The organism is Bacillus sp. TH25 (assembly GCF_016650935.1).
Classification (GTDB): Bacteria; Bacillota; Bacilli; order Bacillales; family Bacillaceae_G; genus Bacillus_A; species Bacillus_A mycoides.
In genome coordinates, this window is record NZ_JAEKEU010000036.1 from 201,631 (window position 1) to 218,648 (window position 17,018).

Here is a 17,018-nt window from a genome sequence, read left to right on the forward strand (position 1 = left end):
TTTCTCCTCACTGCATCGGTTCATTTCCCTTCATGGTCACTTTATGTCCCGTAGTGACATTTTCCGTCCCACTTAGGTTAAAAAAATAATCCCTGCTACGTGTATTATTGTAACAGGAGACAGAAACTTATTCAACTCTTAACTGCATTGTTTATATAGTTTATTATGACACCTTTGTGAATGTTACCATATTCTACTTGTCTTCCGCCTATTTCTACAACAGGAATCATTAGATGGTATTTCTCTAAAAGGTCATTATCTTCATATATATCTATTTCCTCAATTTGAAAAGAATATTCACATTGTACTTCCTTTAAAATTTGTTTGGCCTTCACGCAAAGACCACAATCTTTTTTTGTATATAGTACAACCTTCATCTTCTTCACCTATCCAATTGTTTTTCTTAGAGACGAAGCAGGAATATGCATTTGTTCTCTATATTTCGCAACCGTTCTGCGAGAAATAACGATTTCATGCTCTTCTTCTAATAATTTTGAAATCTTTTGATCCGAAAGTGGCTTTTTCTTATTTTCTGCTCCAACAAGCGTTTGAATGAATTGTTTCACACGCTTTGTAGAAACCGCCTCATCTTCCGTCGTAGAAATAGAATTACTAAAGAACGATTTCATCTCAAATAAACCGTGCGGCGTTTGTACATATTTATTACGCGTTGCACGACTAATTGTAGACTCATGCACACCTAACTCTTCCGCCACCTCTTTTAAAGCAAGTGGTTTTAAATACTCTGGACCTCCCCAGAAGAAATCATGCTGTTTTTCCATAATAATATTCATCACTTGTAAGAGTGTTTGTTTTCTCTGTTTCAAACTGCGCATAATCCATTGCACATGCTGATACTTCTCCGATACGTAAGAAGCCACTTCACTTTCACTATTATTTAGTAACGCACTATACTCAGAGTGAATTTCAATTCTTGGCATATTTCTCTCATTCATCTGTAAAACGAGATGATCGCCATCTTTTTTTACCGCCATATCAGGCACGATATAAAGTGGTTTATCAGAAGAAAATGCAAGACCTGGTTTCGGCTGCAATGATGTAATACAGTTCACCGCATCCTGTAATTCCTCGTTGGTACACTTCAACACTTGAACGAGCTTTCGCCAATCTTTCTTAACGAAATAATTAAAATGATCATCTATAATTTCTTCCGCTAACCCATTTCTTCTTTGTAAGCGCTTCAATTGGATTGATAGACATTCCTGAATATTACGCGCACCTACCCCTGCTGGCTCTAACGATTGAACAAGCTCCACGGAACAGTCCACTACATCAATTGGCGCAGAAAGAAGCTCTGATAACTCTTCATTAGTTTCTTGTAAATAGCCATTCCCATCCATGTTCATAATAATGAAAGAAGCTGCTTTTCGCTCTTCTTCATCTATTTTATAATACTGTAGTTGATTTAATAAATGTTGCTGAATCGTTGTAGAATCCACACTGTAGATTTCCATTTGATTCTCGACTTGTTTGCCGGTACTTTTACTTGTGTTAGAGCTCTTTTTCTTCTCCCTCTCGAAACCACCTAACTCAATAAGGGGATTCTCTAACGATTGCTCATATAAAAACTCCGATAATTCTTGTACATTATACTGGAGCATTGTAATCGCTTGCCTTAACTCTTGTGTCATTGCCAAACGTAAGCTTTGTTCTTGTAAAAGACTTGCCTTCAAACTAATCTCCCCCTTGTTTCTATTGTACAATAAGTTTGGTAAAAGGAGAATCCTCACGCAGACACCCATTCCAAAATATTATTAATTTATATGTATTAATGAGATTTACAACTTACAACCGAAATTTGAATAATATTGAAAGAAAATAATAACACGTAAAAGTTATTACCACATACTAATAGTAAATCTTATAACTAGATATAACAAGAGGGAAATAAAAAAGTCCTAACCTACAAAACGTAAGTTAGGACTTTTTGACGCGCCCAGAGGGATTCGAACCCCCGGCAGACGTGGTACCGGAAACCACCGCTCTATCCGACTGAGCTATGGGCGCATGATTATTACGATAATATCAACGGTTTGCCTCCGTCTTCTTCCGATTTGTTCTTACCGAAAGTTAAACGTAGGATACGAACACCAACACGTAGACGTTCGCTTCTTTACATATGGATATTATATCCTGACGCTAACCTAATGCGCAAGCATAAAAATCTCGTCTACACTAGCTCTAGCACGCAGTTTTCCTTCTTTCGTTCCCCCTCTTAATCTAATTAAATCGCAATAGAACGCATATAGGCGCATACCTGTTCATCACATTAAATTTAATCGACTGGAATTGCACCTCTCGGTATCGCACTTTCCGCATATAGTCTACAAAAAGAAAGACAGGCGAAGTGATTCCCGCCCATTTCCGCACTATTTTATATATTTTGATCGCAGTCTTAATATATCTTCCTCTTCACTAATGCCTGCTGATCCCTTCCTCACATTTTTTACGACAGTCCAATTTGGGTTAGTTTCATCACCGATGTTCTGTATTGTAAAGTTGCCGTCACCATATTTTCGTTGACCTTCTGCCAATTTCTCCGTTAAATCACTCTCTTTTGCTTTCGCCATCTTTGCGCCATCTCCCTTTTTTATACAACCTTCTTAAACTGTCCAACCAATCACACGTCCAGTCAATTGGAGATCCTCGCTTTCCGCTTCGATTAATTGTAACACACTGTCGAGGATAGGTTCCGATAACGGCTGCCCAATCGCATTAGAAACATTATTTTCTTTGAATGTGAATGATCCGACGCCAGTTACGCTAAATGATGCGATTCCATTCGTTACCAATCTATATCGTTTACGCATAAAAAAAGCGACTAGAGCCGAAGCCCTAGCCGATCATTTTCGATTATTTCGTTTTAGCTAACGCCTTAACGACTTCTTCTTCCTTGACAGTTTCGTCGCCTAAGATATATAGAGTGCCGTCATTCTCGGTATCGCACTTTTCGCATATATCCTACAAAAAGAAAGACAGGCGAGAAATTCCCGCCAATCTCCGCCAAACCTATCTCCCCCTTGATCGCTCTAGACTTCGCTGCCACTTCGCCATTATCCTACGATGTTTCGTGCCATCGCCCTGCCGTGGATTACGATCGGCGCCGCCTTCTTCATTTCCGCATTTCCCGTGGGCTGACTATGCCTAGACATTACCATGCCCGATCGTGACTGCGTTGTCTCTTTTGTCGCTGCTGCCCTTTCCTTCGCGCTGATCTTCGCCATCTTATCGCATCTTTTTCGTTATAGTAGCGATCATTTGACCGCTCAAAAGAGTTTCGCCGACCTATAGCCAACGATCAAATATATCTTCCTCCTTTATTCCTGCCGATCCCTTTGCCACCAGTTGGTGTACGATCTTCCAATTCGGATCATCTTCGCTGCCTTCGTTAACTAAAATAAAGTTGTTTCCGTACTTGCTGCGAGCCTCGCCGATCAGCTCCGATAAATTACGAGCAAGTTGCCCTCTCGTCCTAGATGCGTCAATCTCGCACATTCTCCTAGTAACGACGTTCGGATTTTCCTGTTTAATTTTCGTCTCGTTATCGTACCCGCTTTCTTTTCTCCATGATGTGGTATGTGCCATTTCTTCGCCATCTCCTTTTTGTCATTTTATAACGAGGCGTAGCGAAGCCCGTAGACCTCGCCGCCCTGATCTCTCGTGCTACTCAGTAATAAGTGCGCCCGTCATGTCCGCATGTTCCGTCTGTACTTGTAGAATGCGATCGCGATGCACGTTCTTATATGTTTCCGTGTCGTTCGCGTATTCGACTAGATTCTTTGAGAACTCACCAAACGCCGCCTCAAACTTCGCAGTATTTACGAATGCACCATTTTCGATAGATTCGATCATTTGTAATACTTCGAATGCTTCGCCCGCTCCTTCGACCTGAGTAGCACGAACTAATTTATTATGCGTATTTCCTAGCGCTTGGCGAACCTTGTGTGACGCTTCTACGCTGCCGCCTGCGCTTTGTAATACCGCTTGTCCTAAAGTAAAGAACTCGTCTTGAATGGATCGCGCTAACGTCGGATGATCCGCAGCTTGTACCATTTGTTCTAAGAATTCTGCCGCTCGTGTCGGATTGGCTGCGAATAATACGCGACCTTTTAACTCTTTCAGTTTTGCATTAAAGATCGTTTCTTTATTCTTATCGACCTTCGACGGCTCTTTGTATAGATCTCTTTCCGCTGCTCCTTCTCTAAGTCCACGCGGCGCATAAAACTTAACATCTCTTCCTTCACCCGAAGCGTAATAACCAGTAAGTTTATAGTCTCCAGCTACCTCTCCAACTGTGGATAGTCGGCCAGACTCTTTCGCTTTTACATATACAAAGTCTTCTTTCACAATCGGATTATATCTATCAGTCACCTCATTATGAGAAAAGCTTGCTACACCAATAACTAATATAAAAGTTCCAATTAAACCTAATAATAATTTCTTCATTTTTCTCTCCTTAACATATCCTTTTAACTTGCTTTGCGTTCTTTATTCTAGGAGAAAAAGGTTTTTTCCACTATCGCTTATTCTTATATATTCATTACAAAATTGTAACCTACACATGTAGCACACCTTAATTTTCCAATCATAAATTCACCCCAACTCACAAATTATAATCTTTGAATTGATATTCCAAAGGGGGCTTCATTCAATGACTGTAATTACAAAATTAAAGCAAACTGTTTCTGGATTAAAAAGTGCACAAGCTAGCTTAGAGGGATTCGCTCTTGATACGGATAACCAACAAGCAAAGCAACTTTTCCAAACAGCTGCGCAGCAAACACAAACAATTATCGATTCTTTAAACCCGCGTGTTGAAGAAGTCCAGCAAGAAGAACCACAATACACACAGCAATAACCGAAAGTACCATTTCATCTAATGGTACACAATTTGAGAAAAAGGATGATATGCAATCATCCTTTTTCTCTCACATTACATACTGCAATAGAAATGGAATGATTATAATGCGAAAACTTGGAATCATAACCGCGTTATTTATGCTCCTATTCGGTTCACTTACCGGATGTGATAATAGCCCGTTAGATAAAAAAGTAAAGAAAGAAGAAGCTAAGCGAACAGATGAGAAAAAGGGCCCTAAGTTAACAAAAATGAGTACAGAATCCTTTAATCAATCTATATCGCAAGACGCTAAGAAAAAAGCCCTTGCTATGGAGGGAATTATAGAAGCTACCGCAGTTAATACAAATTTAGATCTTTACATAGCCATCAAACCTGAACATCACGAAAGATTTGGTTTAAAACCTTTACGAAGTAAATTAAAAAAGAAGCTAAGTGATGAAAACCCTACTTTCGATATTCGTGTAAGTACAGACAAAAAGATCTTTATGCTCATAGAAGAACTTGAAAACAAAATTAAGAAAAAGAAAGTGAGTAAGGATGGCATTAAAGAACAGTTAAAACTCATTCAATCAGAAATGGGATCTAATATTTAAGCTTTCTAAAAGAGAAGGAAGGATTCAAATGTCTAGTAAAGATAAAAATTTAACACCTGTACAACAAGAATATAAAAAATTCGAACAACAGCGCGAACCGAAGCGCCCCGTTTTAAAAAATTGTATAAAAGCTTTTTTCGTCGGGGGATTAATTTGTCTAATAGGCCAACTGATTTCCACCTTTTATATTACCTATTTTGATTTCACTGAACGCTCTGCCGGGAACCCTACTGTTGCAACTCTTATTTTTATCTCCATGCTACTGACGGGATTTGGCGTCTACGATCGCCTCGGACAATTTGCTGGTGCTGGTACCGCAGTTCCCGTTACTGGATTTGGTAACTCTGTTATTGCCGCGTGTATTGAACACCGTACAGAAGGGTTCGTTCTCGGCGTTGGTGGTAACATGTTTAAACTAGCAGGATCGGTCATCTTATTTGGCGTATTTTCCGCTTTCGTCATCGCACTTATTAAAACGATTCTCTTTCAATGGGGAGGGCTGTAAATGTTACAAGGACACCGAACATGGGTATTCGAAAACAAACCAGTTATCATCTCAACAGGTGTAGTCGGTGGCCCATTTGAGGCAAATGGAAAAATCCCTGAAGACTTCGATACCCTGCATGAAGATTTATGGCTCGGACAAGATTCTTACGAAAAGGCGCATAAAATTTTATTTGAAGAAGCTTGTAGCCGCGCTACCGAAAAGGCAAAGCTCCGTAAAGACGATATTCAATTCGTACTCGCAGGGGATTTAATTAACCAAATAACTCCAACGAGCTTTGCATGCCGCACACTCGGAACACCTTATCTCGGTTTATTCGGCGCTTGTTCTACCTCTATGGAAGGCTTAGCACTCGGCGCAAGTATCGTAAATGCAAAAGGCGCAAAGTATTTATTAACTGGGGCATCAAGTCATAACGCTGCGGTAGAAAAACAATTCCGCTATCCAACTGAGTATGGCGGTCAAAAACCTCCTACGGCTCAGTGGACAGTGACCGGTGCAGGCGCGGCTATTTTAAGCGACACTGGATATGGTCCACAAGTAACATCGGCCACCATTGGACGAGTTATTGATATGGGACTAACAGATCCTTTTAATATGGGTGGTGCGATGGCCCCAGCTGCTGTCGATACGATTGAAGCTCATTTACGCGAACGACAAATTGACGCCTCTTATTACGACTTAATCGTAACAGGTGACCTTGGACATGTCGGTCGCGAAATTGCTTACGACCTACTACATAAACATGGAACAAAGGTAAAGAGCGAGCAATTTCAAGATTGCGGAATCATCATTTATAGAGAAGGTCAACCTGTCATAGCTGGTGGAAGTGGTCCAGGCTGTTCAGCAACAGTCGTATACGGACATTTATTAAACCGAATGAAAAGAGGAGAATTCAAAAAAATACTTGTCGTTGCGACAGGCGCTTTACTATCTCCACTTACATTCCAACAAGAAGAAACGATTCCGTGTATCGCTCACGCTGTTTCGATTGAATTTGGAGGTGCAACGCGATGATTTTTTTCTGGGCTTTCGTCATTGGTGGACTCATATGCGTAATCGGACAGCTTATGTTTGATGTCGGCAAACTAACCCCCGCTCATACGATGGCAACACTCGTTGTTGCTGGAGCTATATTAGATGGATTCAATCTGTATGAACCATTAATAGACTTTGCAGGCGCTGGCGCAACTGTACCTATTACAAGTTTCGGTAATGCCCTCGTTCATGGCGCGATGGAGGAAGCAGCCAAACATGGCATCGTCGGCGTTATTACCGGCATGTTTAAAGTAACGAGTGCTGGTGTATCAGCTGCCATTATTTTCGGCTTCATTGGAGCATTGCTATTCAAACCGAAAGGATAAGGTGTTCGTATGACAGTTATCGCTAGCGTTAAAACCTGCCTTGCCAGTGTAAGGGGCGCTCAAGCAAGTTTAAGCTCCCTTTCATTAAATTCACAAGACGAAGAATCAAAACGCGTATTTCATGAATGTATGTTAGAAATGGACAGCGTCATCGCTGATTTAAAGGATAGAATTTCAGTATTAGAACGTGAAGAACCTCAATATAAAGGGTTTTAAGTAGACTGGAGGAAATGACTATGTCTCACCTGCCCGAATGGACACTCGTTATTCTTCGCTCTGTATTCATATTAATCATTTTATTCGCTATTACGAAATGGTTAGGGAAAAGACAAATCTCTCAGCTCTCCTTTTTTGAATACATAGCCGGAATGACAATCGGTGACATCGCTGCCCAAGTATCTACAGGGCTCGATTCAAAATTTTTCCACGGCGTCTTTGCGATACTCATTTTCGCTGTGGTACCTTTTTTCACAGGAATCCTCTCCTTAAAGAACAAAACAGCTCGGGACTTCTTTGAAGGGAAATCTACCGTATTAATAAAAGATGGAAAAATACTCGAAGATAACTTAAAGAAAGAAAAATATACAAGTGACGAATTACTTGAACTACTCCGAGGAAAAGATGCGTTCAGCGTAGCTGATGTTGAATTTGCAGTACTAGAACCGAGCGGTGAATTAAATGTATTATTAAAGAAAGATCGCCAACCACTTACAGCAAAAGACGTAGGCTTAAAAGTACCAAACGAGAAGGAACCACAAACTGTTATTATGGATGGAAATGTACTAGATGAACCTCTGTCATCAAGCGGGCATAACCGAGCTTGGCTACATTCAGAATTAGAAAAACTCGGCGTTGTCATTGAAAATGTCTTTCTCGGTCAAGTTGACTCATACGGACAACTTACTATCGACATTTATAATGACAAACTCCAAATGCCTTCTCCTCAAAACAAACCTTTATTATTAGCATCCTTAAAGAAATGCAATGCTGATCTTGAATTATTCTCTTTAGAAACGAAATCAAAATCAGCGAGTGATATGTATAGTAAAAACGCAAAACAAATCGAGAAAATCTTAAATAAAGTAACCTATCTGTTAAAAGAATAAAAAATGAAAGAACGCTTCTATACAAAAGGCGTTCTTTTGCCTTTTCCACACCATTAATCACGTTTAAATTTATGTAATTCGGTTATGATGTTGAAGATACATAAGCAGGGAATTTTAAAAACATAGCGAATAAATCATGATACAACTACATATTTTTTGATTTAAAGTGGTTTCGTTTGACCTTCATTGACCATAATTGTATTATAAGACTAAGAAAGCTTTTAAAGGAGGAAATAACAGATGAATTTAATTCCTACAGTAATTGAACAAACAAATCGTGGAGAACGCGCTTACGATATTTACTCTCGACTATTAAAGGATCGCATCATTATGCTTGGTAGCGCAATTGATGACAACGTAGCAAACTCAATCGTTTCCCAGCTTTTATTCTTGGAATCTCAAGATCCAGAAAAAGATATTCACATTTACATCAACAGCCCTGGTGGTTCTATCACAGCTGGTATGGCAATTTACGATACAATGCAGTTTATTAAACCACAAGTATCAACAATCTGTATCGGTATGGCTGCATCTATGGGTGCATTCTTACTTGCAGCAGGTGAAAAAGGAAAACGTTACGCACTTCCAAACAGTGAAGTTATGATTCACCAACCACTTGGCGGAGCACAAGGTCAAGCGACTGAAATCGAAATCGCTGCAAAACGTATCCTATTCTTACGTGAAAAATTAAACCAAATTCTTGCTGACCGCACAGGTCAACCACTTGAAGTTCTACAACGCGACACAGACCGCGACAACTTCATGACAGCAGAAAGAGCTCTAGAATACGGCTTAATCGATAAGATCTTTACAAATCGTTAATAACTAAAAGCGGAAGCGGCTCGTTCAGAATCGCAGGGCGATGGAGCCCCTGATTCCGAGGCGCTTTTTGCCTCGAATGAAGGGGCGAAACGACCGGAGATTCTAGCCGCCGGAGCTAGATATAACTAAAAGCGGAAGCGCCCTATACACAGGGCGCTTTTTTATTATGCACTTTCGTCTACATCCCCCACCAATCGAACTCCACGCACCCCACAAACAGAAAAATAAAAAAAGCTATCGCACATTCGCGATAACCCTTTATTGTACATATGCAGCTAATGCTTCCAAAGCCTCTTCTGCATCTGAACCTTCTGTTGTGATTGTAATCATGCTACCAGTTCCGATTGCTAAGCTCATAATCCCCATTATGCTCTTTGCATTCACTGTCTTTCCATCTTTCTCAATGAAGATATCCGCATGAAAGCGATTTGCCTCTTGTACAAACAACGCAGCCGGACGTGCTTGTAAGCCGTTTTTTAATGCCACTTTAACCAGTTTTTGAACCACAGCTCCATTTCCCCTTTAACCTTTTATTTTTTTGCTACTGTTTCCCCCGCGCGTAATTTCTCTGCAATTTCATCGATTTTACGCAAACGATGGTTAATACCCGATTTACTAATTTTCCCCCCGGATACCATCTCACCTAACTCTTTCAATGTTACATCTTGATAATCTCTTCGTAACTGTGCAATTTCTCTTAATTTATCTGGCAAAATATCAAGCCCAACCGTCTCATCAATATAGCGGATGTTCTCAATTTGCCTTAGCGCTGCACCAATTGTTTTATTTAAATTAGCTGTTTCGCAGTTAACTAAACGATTTACTGAATTACGCATATCGCGAACAATTCGAATATCTTCAAATCTTAAAAGTGCATTATGAGCACCTATAATATTTAAAAACTCTGTAATTTTTTCAGCTTCTTTCAAATACGTAATGTACCCTTTTCTTCTTTCCAACGTCTTACTATTTAAATCAAATCCGTTCATCAGTTCACATATAGAATCATTATGTTCCTTATATAACGAAAAGATCTCTAAATGATAAGATGATGTTTCTGGGTTATTTACTGAACCACCTGCTAAAAATGCACCGCGTAAATACGATCGTTTACAACATTTCTTCTCGATTAATTCCTGCGATATATTTCGAATAAACGAAAAGTCATCTCGAACAATGTGAAGATCTGCTAATATTTCGCGAGACTTCTCAACAAGCCGTACGATATATACATTATTTTTCTTCAATCGCATTTTTTTACGAACAAGTAATTCTACCGTCACATCATATCCTTTTTTCAAAAGCGTATAAATCCTTCTTGCAATTGCTGCATTTTCCGTTTGAATATCGATAGATAGGCGACGGTTTGAAAAAGAAAGCGATCCGTTCATTCGAAGCAACGCCGATAATTCTGATTTCTCGCAGCATTCCTTCATTTCAAGGTTGGTCAACTCTTTCTTTGTTTCTGATGCAAATGACACAGTCAACACCTCCTTATACTATTACTTTGGAACAAAAATCTTGTCCTATATGAATGAGGAGCGTTACCTCAAATGAGGCAACGCACATTTATAACAATGAATATAAAATAGAAGCTAACTTTAATGTATCATGTCTTACAACACGATCATCATATTTCGCTAATCGATCTTGGATGATTTCGATATTATGTTCAGCAAAACGATTTGTATCCAGTGCCACTGGTTCCGACATCTCTTCCTCATATAACTTACGTAATTCACGAGGAATATCACGATTATTTACAATCGCAGTGTCGATAAATGGTTTACCTAAATGATCATGTAACGCCTGCACATGATCAAACGCAGTATAACCCTTCGTTTCGCCCGCTTGCGTCATAACATTACATACATATACCTTCTTCGCTTTTGCAGCAAGAACAGCGTCTCCAATTTTGTTAACAACTAAATTCGGTAATATACTTGTGTACAGACTTCCTGGACCGAAAACAAGCAAATCAGCTCGTTTAATTTCCGTCAACGTTTCACATAACGGTTCTACATCTTCTGGAGTTAAAAAGACACGATTAATCTTCTTCCCGAAATGAGGAATCTTTGATTCACCTGTTACAATTTCTCCATCTTCTAATTCTGCATGAAGTACCGCACTCTGATTCGCTGCTGGTAATACACGTCCTCTGACATTTAATACTTTACTCGTTTCCGTAATCGCGTGGTAAAAGTCTCCTGTAATCGAAGTCATACCTGCCAATAGTAAATTTCCTAACGCATGCCCTTTCAGTCCGTCTCCAGTTGTAAAACGGTGCTGAAATAAAGCCTCCACTAATGGTTCTACATCCGATAACGCAACAAGTACGTTACGAATATCACCTGGAGGTGGAATTTCTAGCTCATCACGTAGTCTACCTGAACTGCCTCCATCGTCGGCTACTGTTACAACTGCTGTAATATCAACAGGATATTGTTTTAATCCCCTTAATAAAACAGAAAGTCCAGTTCCACCTCCCATGATGACAATTTTAGGTTTTCTCTCTTTTTTCATCCCTTAATGGCCCTTTCTCTTCTCCACATCACGATGAGATACATGAACGCTATACTCTGGTTTCAAATGTTTCCCAAGGTACTCTGTAAGCGTAACAGAACGATGTTGCCCACCTGTACATCCAATCGCAATTACAAGTTGACTCTTACCTTCTCTTTTATAATGAGGCAGCATGAAAGTGATAAGATCCGTCAATTTCTCTAAAAACTTATGCGTTTCATTAAATTTCAACACATACGACGAAACTTCTTCATCCAGTCCTGTTAATGGCTTCATATGTGGAATATAATATGGATTTGGTAAAAAACGAACATCAAATACTAAATCAGCATCAATTGGAATTCCGTACTTAAATCCAAATGACATAACATTTACACGAAATGCTTGCTCAGTTTCTGTTGAGAATAAGTGAACAATTTTTTCTCGTAATTCTTTCGGTTTCAAATCAGATGTATCAAGCACAATATTCGCTCGTGCCTTCATATCAGTTAAGAGACCACGCTCAGCTTCAATTCCCTTTAACGGCAAGCCAGTTGGCGCAAGTGGATGCGAACGTCTCGTTTCTTTATAACGAGTTACAAGTGTGCTATCTTTCGCATCTAAAAATAAAATATGAGGAATAATCCATGTACGTTCTGATAAATCATCAAGCGCTCCCCATAAATATTCAAAAAACTCTCGGCCACGTAAATCAATACCGAGTGCCACTTTATTCATTTTACCTTTTGAATCTGCCATAAGTTCAATAAACTTCGGCAATAACATCGGTGGTAAATTATCTACACAAAAATATCCTAAATCTTCGAAACTTTGTAACGCTACCGTCTTTCCAGCTCCAGACATCCCTGTAATAATTACCATTTTTATATCATTATTCTCTGTCATCGTATCCTCTCCTTGCAGGTTTAACTCGGATCTAATCGATATGAAAGCAACTCAAAATCTGGGGTATATACAAATGTACCGTAGATTATACCATTCCCTTTAATTAAATAATCAATAATGTGATAATCTCCTGGTGCCATTGCTAAATCATCAATTTTATCAAATGTATGCCAACCAATGATGCCTTCTTCGCTCTCTAATTTGTTTTCTCCTGCAAAATCTGTTGCTAAAAAGGAGAACATCATCCATTCAGAAACAACTTTATCACCTTCTTGGATGACAAAAGTGAAGACCCCTTTTAATGCTGGATTCTTTAAATAAATACCTGTTTCTTCACGATACTCGCGAACAACGGAATCTCTTACTGTCTCACCACGCTCCATTTTCCCGCCCGGTGCAACCCACCAATTCCGGCGAGGTTTTTGGAGTAAGAGTACTTCATTATCTCTAATTAACACACAGTTTGTCACTCTTTGCATGTTTCTTCACCTCAGCTACTTGCAGCAAAATTTCTCACTGCATACTCATTTCATTATACTATCAAAAACAGTTTGCTACAACGAAGGTGCCAGTCCCCTTTCGCTAAGTAATTGTAAAAATTCTTTCTATAACAAGCAATCAAAATACCTTACTTCCCATGAACAGTACATAAAAATCCCCTTAACGATTTTTATCGTTAAGGGGATTAAAACACTTATTTCTTACCGAAATAAGTAACAACCGCAAATCCTAAAATAAAAGTAATAATTGAACTTACAATTGAAATTCCACCAGTCGGAATACCAGGGAACACAATGACAATCGACCCGATAACGAGCCCAATAATTGCCGCAAATGTCATACTTTTATAACGATCTAACAAATAACTAATTCCTTTACTACTTACAACAAATCCGGCCATCACGCCGGCACCAATAACCAGGATTAACGGTAAATTGAGTGTAGTTAAAGCGTTAATTGCTGTTGGATACACACCAATAATTAATAAAATAAACGATCCACTAATTCCAGGAAGAAGCATAGCCATACTAGCCATCCATCCTGCGAAAAACAAACCAATTGCATTTAAAATTGTTAACGTCGTAATCGGATCAGCTGCCTTATCTGGTTTAAAGAATGCTGTTATTGCAACAAGAATTGCTGCAATTATTAATAAGGCAATATGACTACCTTTAAACGTTGCCTTTGCATCAGCTTCTCTCATTAACATCGGTAATATACTAATAATTAAACCGAGGAAGAAAAATTGAGTCGGTTCATAATGATTTGCTAATAAATATTTAATAACGTGACTTAACGTTAGAAAAGCTGCCGCTACACCAGCTGCAAGTGGGATTAAAAACGCTAAATGTTTTTTCCATTCACGGCTAAAGAATCCGCTAATTGCTGCGAGCAATTGTTCATAAATCCCTAACACAACAGCGATTGTTCCGCCGCTCACACCAGGAATTAAATCACTAACGCCCATACAAAATCCACGATATATATTACGCCATTCCATACTGAATAAATTCCTCATTTCTTATAGTGATTTTTTCCGTAAATTCCAGTATATCAATAAGAAATCTTATAATCCTAATTGTTTTTGACAAAACTTTGACATTTCCACAAAAAAAAGAAAGCTCCTATCGGTAGCTTTCTTCTCAAAAGGTATATTACCCCTTATTTTTCTGTTACAGTTTTTAATTCTTCTACTAACTCTTCTATATAATGCTGTGCACTTTGTGCTGCAATACTACCATCACCTGTTGCAGTTACAATTTGACGAAGCATTTTTTCACGAACATCACCAGCTGCGAAAATACCAGGAACTTTCGTTTCCATACGCTCGTTCGTTTCAACATAACCATTTTCGTTTGTAATACCTAACTCAACAAACGGTTTTGATAGTGGTAGCATACCGATGTATATGAAAACGCCGTCAGTTTTAACTTCTTGTTCTTCTCCGCTGTTTACATCTACAAGTGTTACGCTTCCTACTTTACCATTTGCATCGTTAATTTCTTTTATAGTGTGATTCCAAATGAAATCTACTTTCTCATTTTGGAAAGCACGATCTTGTAAAATTTTCTGTGCACGAAGAGTGTCACGACGGTGAACGATTGTTACTTTTGATGCGAAGCGTGTTAAGAACACACCCTCTTCAACAGCAGAATCTCCGCCGCCAATAACAACAAGTTCTTTCCCTTTAAAGAATGCACCATCACATACTGCACAATACGATACACCGCGGCCGCCAAGTTCTGTTTCACCTGGCACACCAATTTTTTTATACTCTGCACCGCTTGCAACGATAATTGCACGTGCTTTATATTCTTTTTTGCCAGCAATAATTGTTTTGTACTCTTTAGCATCGATGATTGCTTTCACATCACCGTATGCATATTCAGCACCAAATTTCTTCGCATGCTCAAACATTTTATTTGATAAGTCTGGTCCTAAAATAGACTCATAACCTGGATAGTTCTCTACATCTTCTGTATTTGCCATTTGTCCACCTGGAATACCACGTTCAAGCATCAGTGTGCTTAAATTCGCACGAGATGTATATACCGCAGCTGTCATACCAGCTGGTCCTGCACCAATAATAATGACATCATAAATTTTTTCTTCTGACACACTATTCACTCCCATTCATTCATACACATTAAGTTACCCTCATTATACTGTTAGCATCATTTTTTTCCCAATGATTTGCCTACCCTACGTGTGCGTGCGCTTAACAGCTTGCACATACTTTCGTACAGTCGCTACAGATACATTATATACATCACCAAGCTCTGCCTGTGTCATCTTATTTCTTTGTTCGCCGCGCACAATATATTCAATTGCCGCTGACCAACCGTACACATTTGTAAAAGTCGCTCCAGATGTATATAAACGTATGAACGTACAAAACCAAAAATTTAAACACTCTTCGATTAATTCATCGTCTTTTTTCGTATAATTGTATAATGCATCCGCGATTCGTACGCACTGTTCAAATTGCTGTAAATCAGCTGGGATGCTTTTATGACTATTAAGTAAAAAGAAATATTTTGCAAGTTGCGATACGATTGGAACACCATTTTTCGCTTGCGTTACATCAAAGAAGAACCCAACCTTCTCTGGTGTTGACAATTCATTCATTAAATATAAAGCTAGCATTTTCTCTTCTAGCGTCGTACTTTTCTGAAATGATTTTCGTAACTCTTCAAATAAAAGATTTTGTCCTTCATCTGCTAAATTCAGTGCATTCCACGGTTCTTTTCCTTTTTTATCAGGATGCAATTCTACAACATGTTGCCACATTTTTTCAGCTACTTGCTGTTCCTTCACCATATACGCAGAGTATGCAAACCAGTAATAAAAACTAACGTCTCCTTCGTATCCTTGACGCTTTAATACTTTGAACCATTTATATGCAGGTTCAAAATGACCAATTGTTGCAAGCGTTGTTCCAAGTTTCAAACGATGCTCAAATGAAATTGGATATACCGAAACTAACTGCCCTGCTAATGACTCTACTTGCTTATGCTCTCCAATTGAATATAGAAAAATAAGCGTATTACAAAGCGCATGCATATTACCAGGACTTTTCTCTAAGATCATTTCTGTTAACTTAAGCGCTTGATCTACATTACCTGATTGAAAATGTGCAATCGCTAAATTATTATGGCCCGACCAAAATTCTGGATATTCTTTCGTAACAACTTCTAGTGTAGCAATCGCCTCTTCTAATTGTCCGTTACGAATGTAGCGGTTCGCTTCTTCCTGCATAACAATTAGCTCATCTTCATCCTCGATCTCTTCCGCACCCATTGCTTCTTCTTCCATAATCTCAAGCAATTCTAATGTATCTTCTACGAATTCCTTCTCTTCCGCAACTTCTAAATATCGCTCTGCATACTTCTTCGCCTGTTGAAACAAGCCCATATATGCATAATTATTTGAAATAAAATAATAGCATTGCTCAAGTTCAGGATTGGATCTAACAAGCTTTAGAAATATCTGATTCGACTCTTGATATTCACCAGATTCAGATAATGCTATTGCTAGTTGGCATAAAATAAATGGCTCCTTCTCGCTTTGTGACGCTCTTCGAAAATATTTAATTGCATCTTGCAATTTTTGCCCTTTATAAGCCCTCATCCCTTTTTTATAAAAGAAGTCCGCTAATTGATTAAAAGAGATAACTTGTCCGCTCTCCTTATATATTCTTTGATTTTTCCCCATATATCCTCCAGTTTTTTGTTTTCTTCGCTCACACATTCTTCTATCTATAAGTATAAACGATTCCGTAAAAAACAAAACAGTATATTATAATCAAATATTTCCTTTTTATTCATAAAAAGAGAA

At 38.8% G+C, this 17,018-nt stretch carries 22 protein-coding genes and 1 tRNA gene; 8 read left to right on the plus strand and 15 right to left on the minus strand.

Features of this window, described 5'->3' with window-relative positions; all coding sequences use genetic code 11:
* Positions 1–131: 131 nt before the first annotated feature.
* The 7 genes from JFT89_RS16760 to JFT89_RS16790 all read right to left on the minus strand — a co-directional run bounded on the left by JFT89_RS16760 (position 132) and on the right by JFT89_RS16790 (position 4,467).
* On the minus strand, positions 132–377 hold the full coding sequence (locus tag JFT89_RS16760; RefSeq protein ID WP_002144911.1) for a glutaredoxin family protein: 246 nt from the start codon (positions 375–377) through the stop codon (positions 132–134).
* Between the two features lie 9 nt (positions 378–386).
* On the minus strand, positions 387–1,694 hold the full coding sequence (gene rpoN, locus JFT89_RS16765; RefSeq protein ID WP_002068173.1) for an RNA polymerase factor sigma-54: 1,308 nt from the start codon (positions 1,692–1,694) through the stop codon (positions 387–389).
* 258 nt (positions 1,695–1,952) lie between these two features.
* A tRNA-Arg gene (locus JFT89_RS16770) sits at positions 1,953–2,028 on the minus strand.
* A gap of 362 nt (positions 2,029–2,390) precedes the next feature.
* On the minus strand, positions 2,391–2,591 hold the full coding sequence (locus JFT89_RS16775; protein WP_002068171.1) for a hypothetical protein: 201 nt from the start codon (positions 2,589–2,591) through the stop codon (positions 2,391–2,393).
* A gap of 33 nt (positions 2,592–2,624) precedes the next feature.
* Complete coding sequence (locus JFT89_RS16780) at positions 2,625–2,831, minus strand: hypothetical protein (RefSeq protein ID WP_080001784.1); 207 nt, start codon at positions 2,829–2,831, stop codon at positions 2,625–2,627.
* A 475-nt stretch (positions 2,832–3,306) separates the two neighbouring features.
* Positions 3,307–3,606, minus strand: coding sequence for a hypothetical protein (locus JFT89_RS16785; protein ID WP_016096555.1), 300 nt, complete (start codon positions 3,604–3,606; stop codon positions 3,307–3,309).
* A gap of 78 nt (positions 3,607–3,684) precedes the next feature.
* Positions 3,685–4,467 (minus strand): YxeA family protein, encoded by a 783-nt coding sequence (locus JFT89_RS16790; protein WP_002068166.1) that lies wholly within the window; start codon positions 4,465–4,467, stop codon positions 3,685–3,687.
* Between the two features lie 205 nt (positions 4,468–4,672).
* Here JFT89_RS16790 and JFT89_RS16795 point away from each other — a divergent pair, with 205 nt between their 5' ends.
* The 8 genes from JFT89_RS16795 (at position 4,673) to clpP (ending at position 9,272) form a co-directional block, all read left to right on the plus strand.
* Complete coding sequence (locus tag JFT89_RS16795) at positions 4,673–4,879, plus strand: DUF1657 domain-containing protein (protein WP_000216167.1); 207 nt, start codon at positions 4,673–4,675, stop codon at positions 4,877–4,879.
* A gap of 107 nt (positions 4,880–4,986) precedes the next feature.
* Positions 4,987–5,475, plus strand: coding sequence for a YhcN/YlaJ family sporulation lipoprotein (locus tag JFT89_RS16800; RefSeq protein WP_002139164.1), 489 nt, complete (start codon positions 4,987–4,989; stop codon positions 5,473–5,475).
* Positions 5,476–5,503: 28 nt separating this feature from the next.
* Positions 5,504–5,980, plus strand: a complete 477-nt coding sequence (gene spoVAC, locus JFT89_RS16805; protein WP_002034730.1) for a stage V sporulation protein AC — start codon at positions 5,504–5,506, stop codon at positions 5,978–5,980.
* Positions 5,981–6,997, plus strand: coding sequence for a stage V sporulation protein AD (spoVAD, locus tag JFT89_RS16810; RefSeq protein WP_002068161.1), 1,017 nt, complete (start codon positions 5,981–5,983; stop codon positions 6,995–6,997).
* A complete protein-coding gene (spoVAE, locus tag JFT89_RS16815; RefSeq protein WP_000575919.1) occupies positions 6,994–7,344 on the plus strand; it encodes a stage V sporulation protein AE in 351 nt (116 codons plus the stop codon). Before spoVAD ends, spoVAE begins: the two co-directional genes overlap by 4 nt.
* Before the next feature lie 9 nt (positions 7,345–7,353).
* Positions 7,354–7,560, plus strand: a complete 207-nt coding sequence (locus JFT89_RS16820; RefSeq protein WP_000215909.1) for a DUF1657 domain-containing protein — start codon at positions 7,354–7,356, stop codon at positions 7,558–7,560.
* Positions 7,561–7,580: 20 nt separating this feature from the next.
* A complete protein-coding gene (locus tag JFT89_RS16825; protein WP_016096554.1) occupies positions 7,581–8,450 on the plus strand; it encodes a DUF421 domain-containing protein in 870 nt (289 codons plus the stop codon).
* A gap of 240 nt (positions 8,451–8,690) precedes the next feature.
* The gene (clpP, locus tag JFT89_RS16830; protein ID WP_001049163.1) at positions 8,691–9,272 is read left to right on the plus strand and encodes an ATP-dependent Clp endopeptidase proteolytic subunit ClpP; all 582 of its coding nucleotides are present in this window, start codon (positions 8,691–8,693) and stop codon (positions 9,270–9,272) included.
* Between the two features lie 258 nt (positions 9,273–9,530).
* On the opposite strand, the gene JFT89_RS16835 is transcribed toward clpP, so the two are convergent.
* From JFT89_RS16835 to JFT89_RS16870, 8 genes are all read right to left on the minus strand, one after another.
* Positions 9,531–9,779 carry an HPr family phosphocarrier protein gene (locus JFT89_RS16835; RefSeq protein WP_002068337.1) on the minus strand — a complete coding sequence of 83 codons (249 nt, stop codon included), beginning with the start codon at positions 9,777–9,779 and terminating at the stop codon, positions 9,531–9,533.
* A 23-nt stretch (positions 9,780–9,802) separates the two neighbouring features.
* Positions 9,803–10,753 carry a DNA-binding protein WhiA gene (whiA, locus tag JFT89_RS16840; RefSeq protein ID WP_002016082.1) on the minus strand — a complete coding sequence of 317 codons (951 nt, stop codon included), beginning with the start codon at positions 10,751–10,753 and terminating at the stop codon, positions 9,803–9,805.
* Positions 10,754–10,841: 88 nt separating this feature from the next.
* Positions 10,842–11,795, minus strand: a complete 954-nt coding sequence (locus JFT89_RS16845) for a gluconeogenesis factor YvcK family protein (protein ID WP_002016083.1) — start codon at positions 11,793–11,795, stop codon at positions 10,842–10,844.
* Between the two features lie 3 nt (positions 11,796–11,798).
* A complete protein-coding gene (rapZ, locus tag JFT89_RS16850; protein WP_002016084.1) occupies positions 11,799–12,680 on the minus strand; it encodes an RNase adapter RapZ in 882 nt (293 codons plus the stop codon).
* A gap of 20 nt (positions 12,681–12,700) precedes the next feature.
* Complete coding sequence (locus tag JFT89_RS16855; protein ID WP_001190080.1) at positions 12,701–13,159, minus strand: NUDIX hydrolase; 459 nt, start codon at positions 13,157–13,159, stop codon at positions 12,701–12,703.
* Between the two features lie 215 nt (positions 13,160–13,374).
* Positions 13,375–14,181, minus strand: a complete 807-nt coding sequence (locus tag JFT89_RS16860) for a DUF368 domain-containing protein (RefSeq protein ID WP_002068336.1) — start codon at positions 14,179–14,181, stop codon at positions 13,375–13,377.
* 161 nt (positions 14,182–14,342) lie between these two features.
* Positions 14,343–15,299 carry a thioredoxin-disulfide reductase gene (trxB, locus tag JFT89_RS16865; protein WP_016096552.1) on the minus strand — a complete coding sequence of 319 codons (957 nt, stop codon included), beginning with the start codon at positions 15,297–15,299 and terminating at the stop codon, positions 14,343–14,345.
* 84 nt (positions 15,300–15,383) lie between these two features.
* A complete protein-coding gene (locus tag JFT89_RS16870) occupies positions 15,384–16,895 on the minus strand; it encodes a tetratricopeptide repeat protein (RefSeq protein WP_002159901.1) in 1,512 nt (503 codons plus the stop codon).
* Positions 16,896–17,018: the final 123 nt, after the last annotated feature.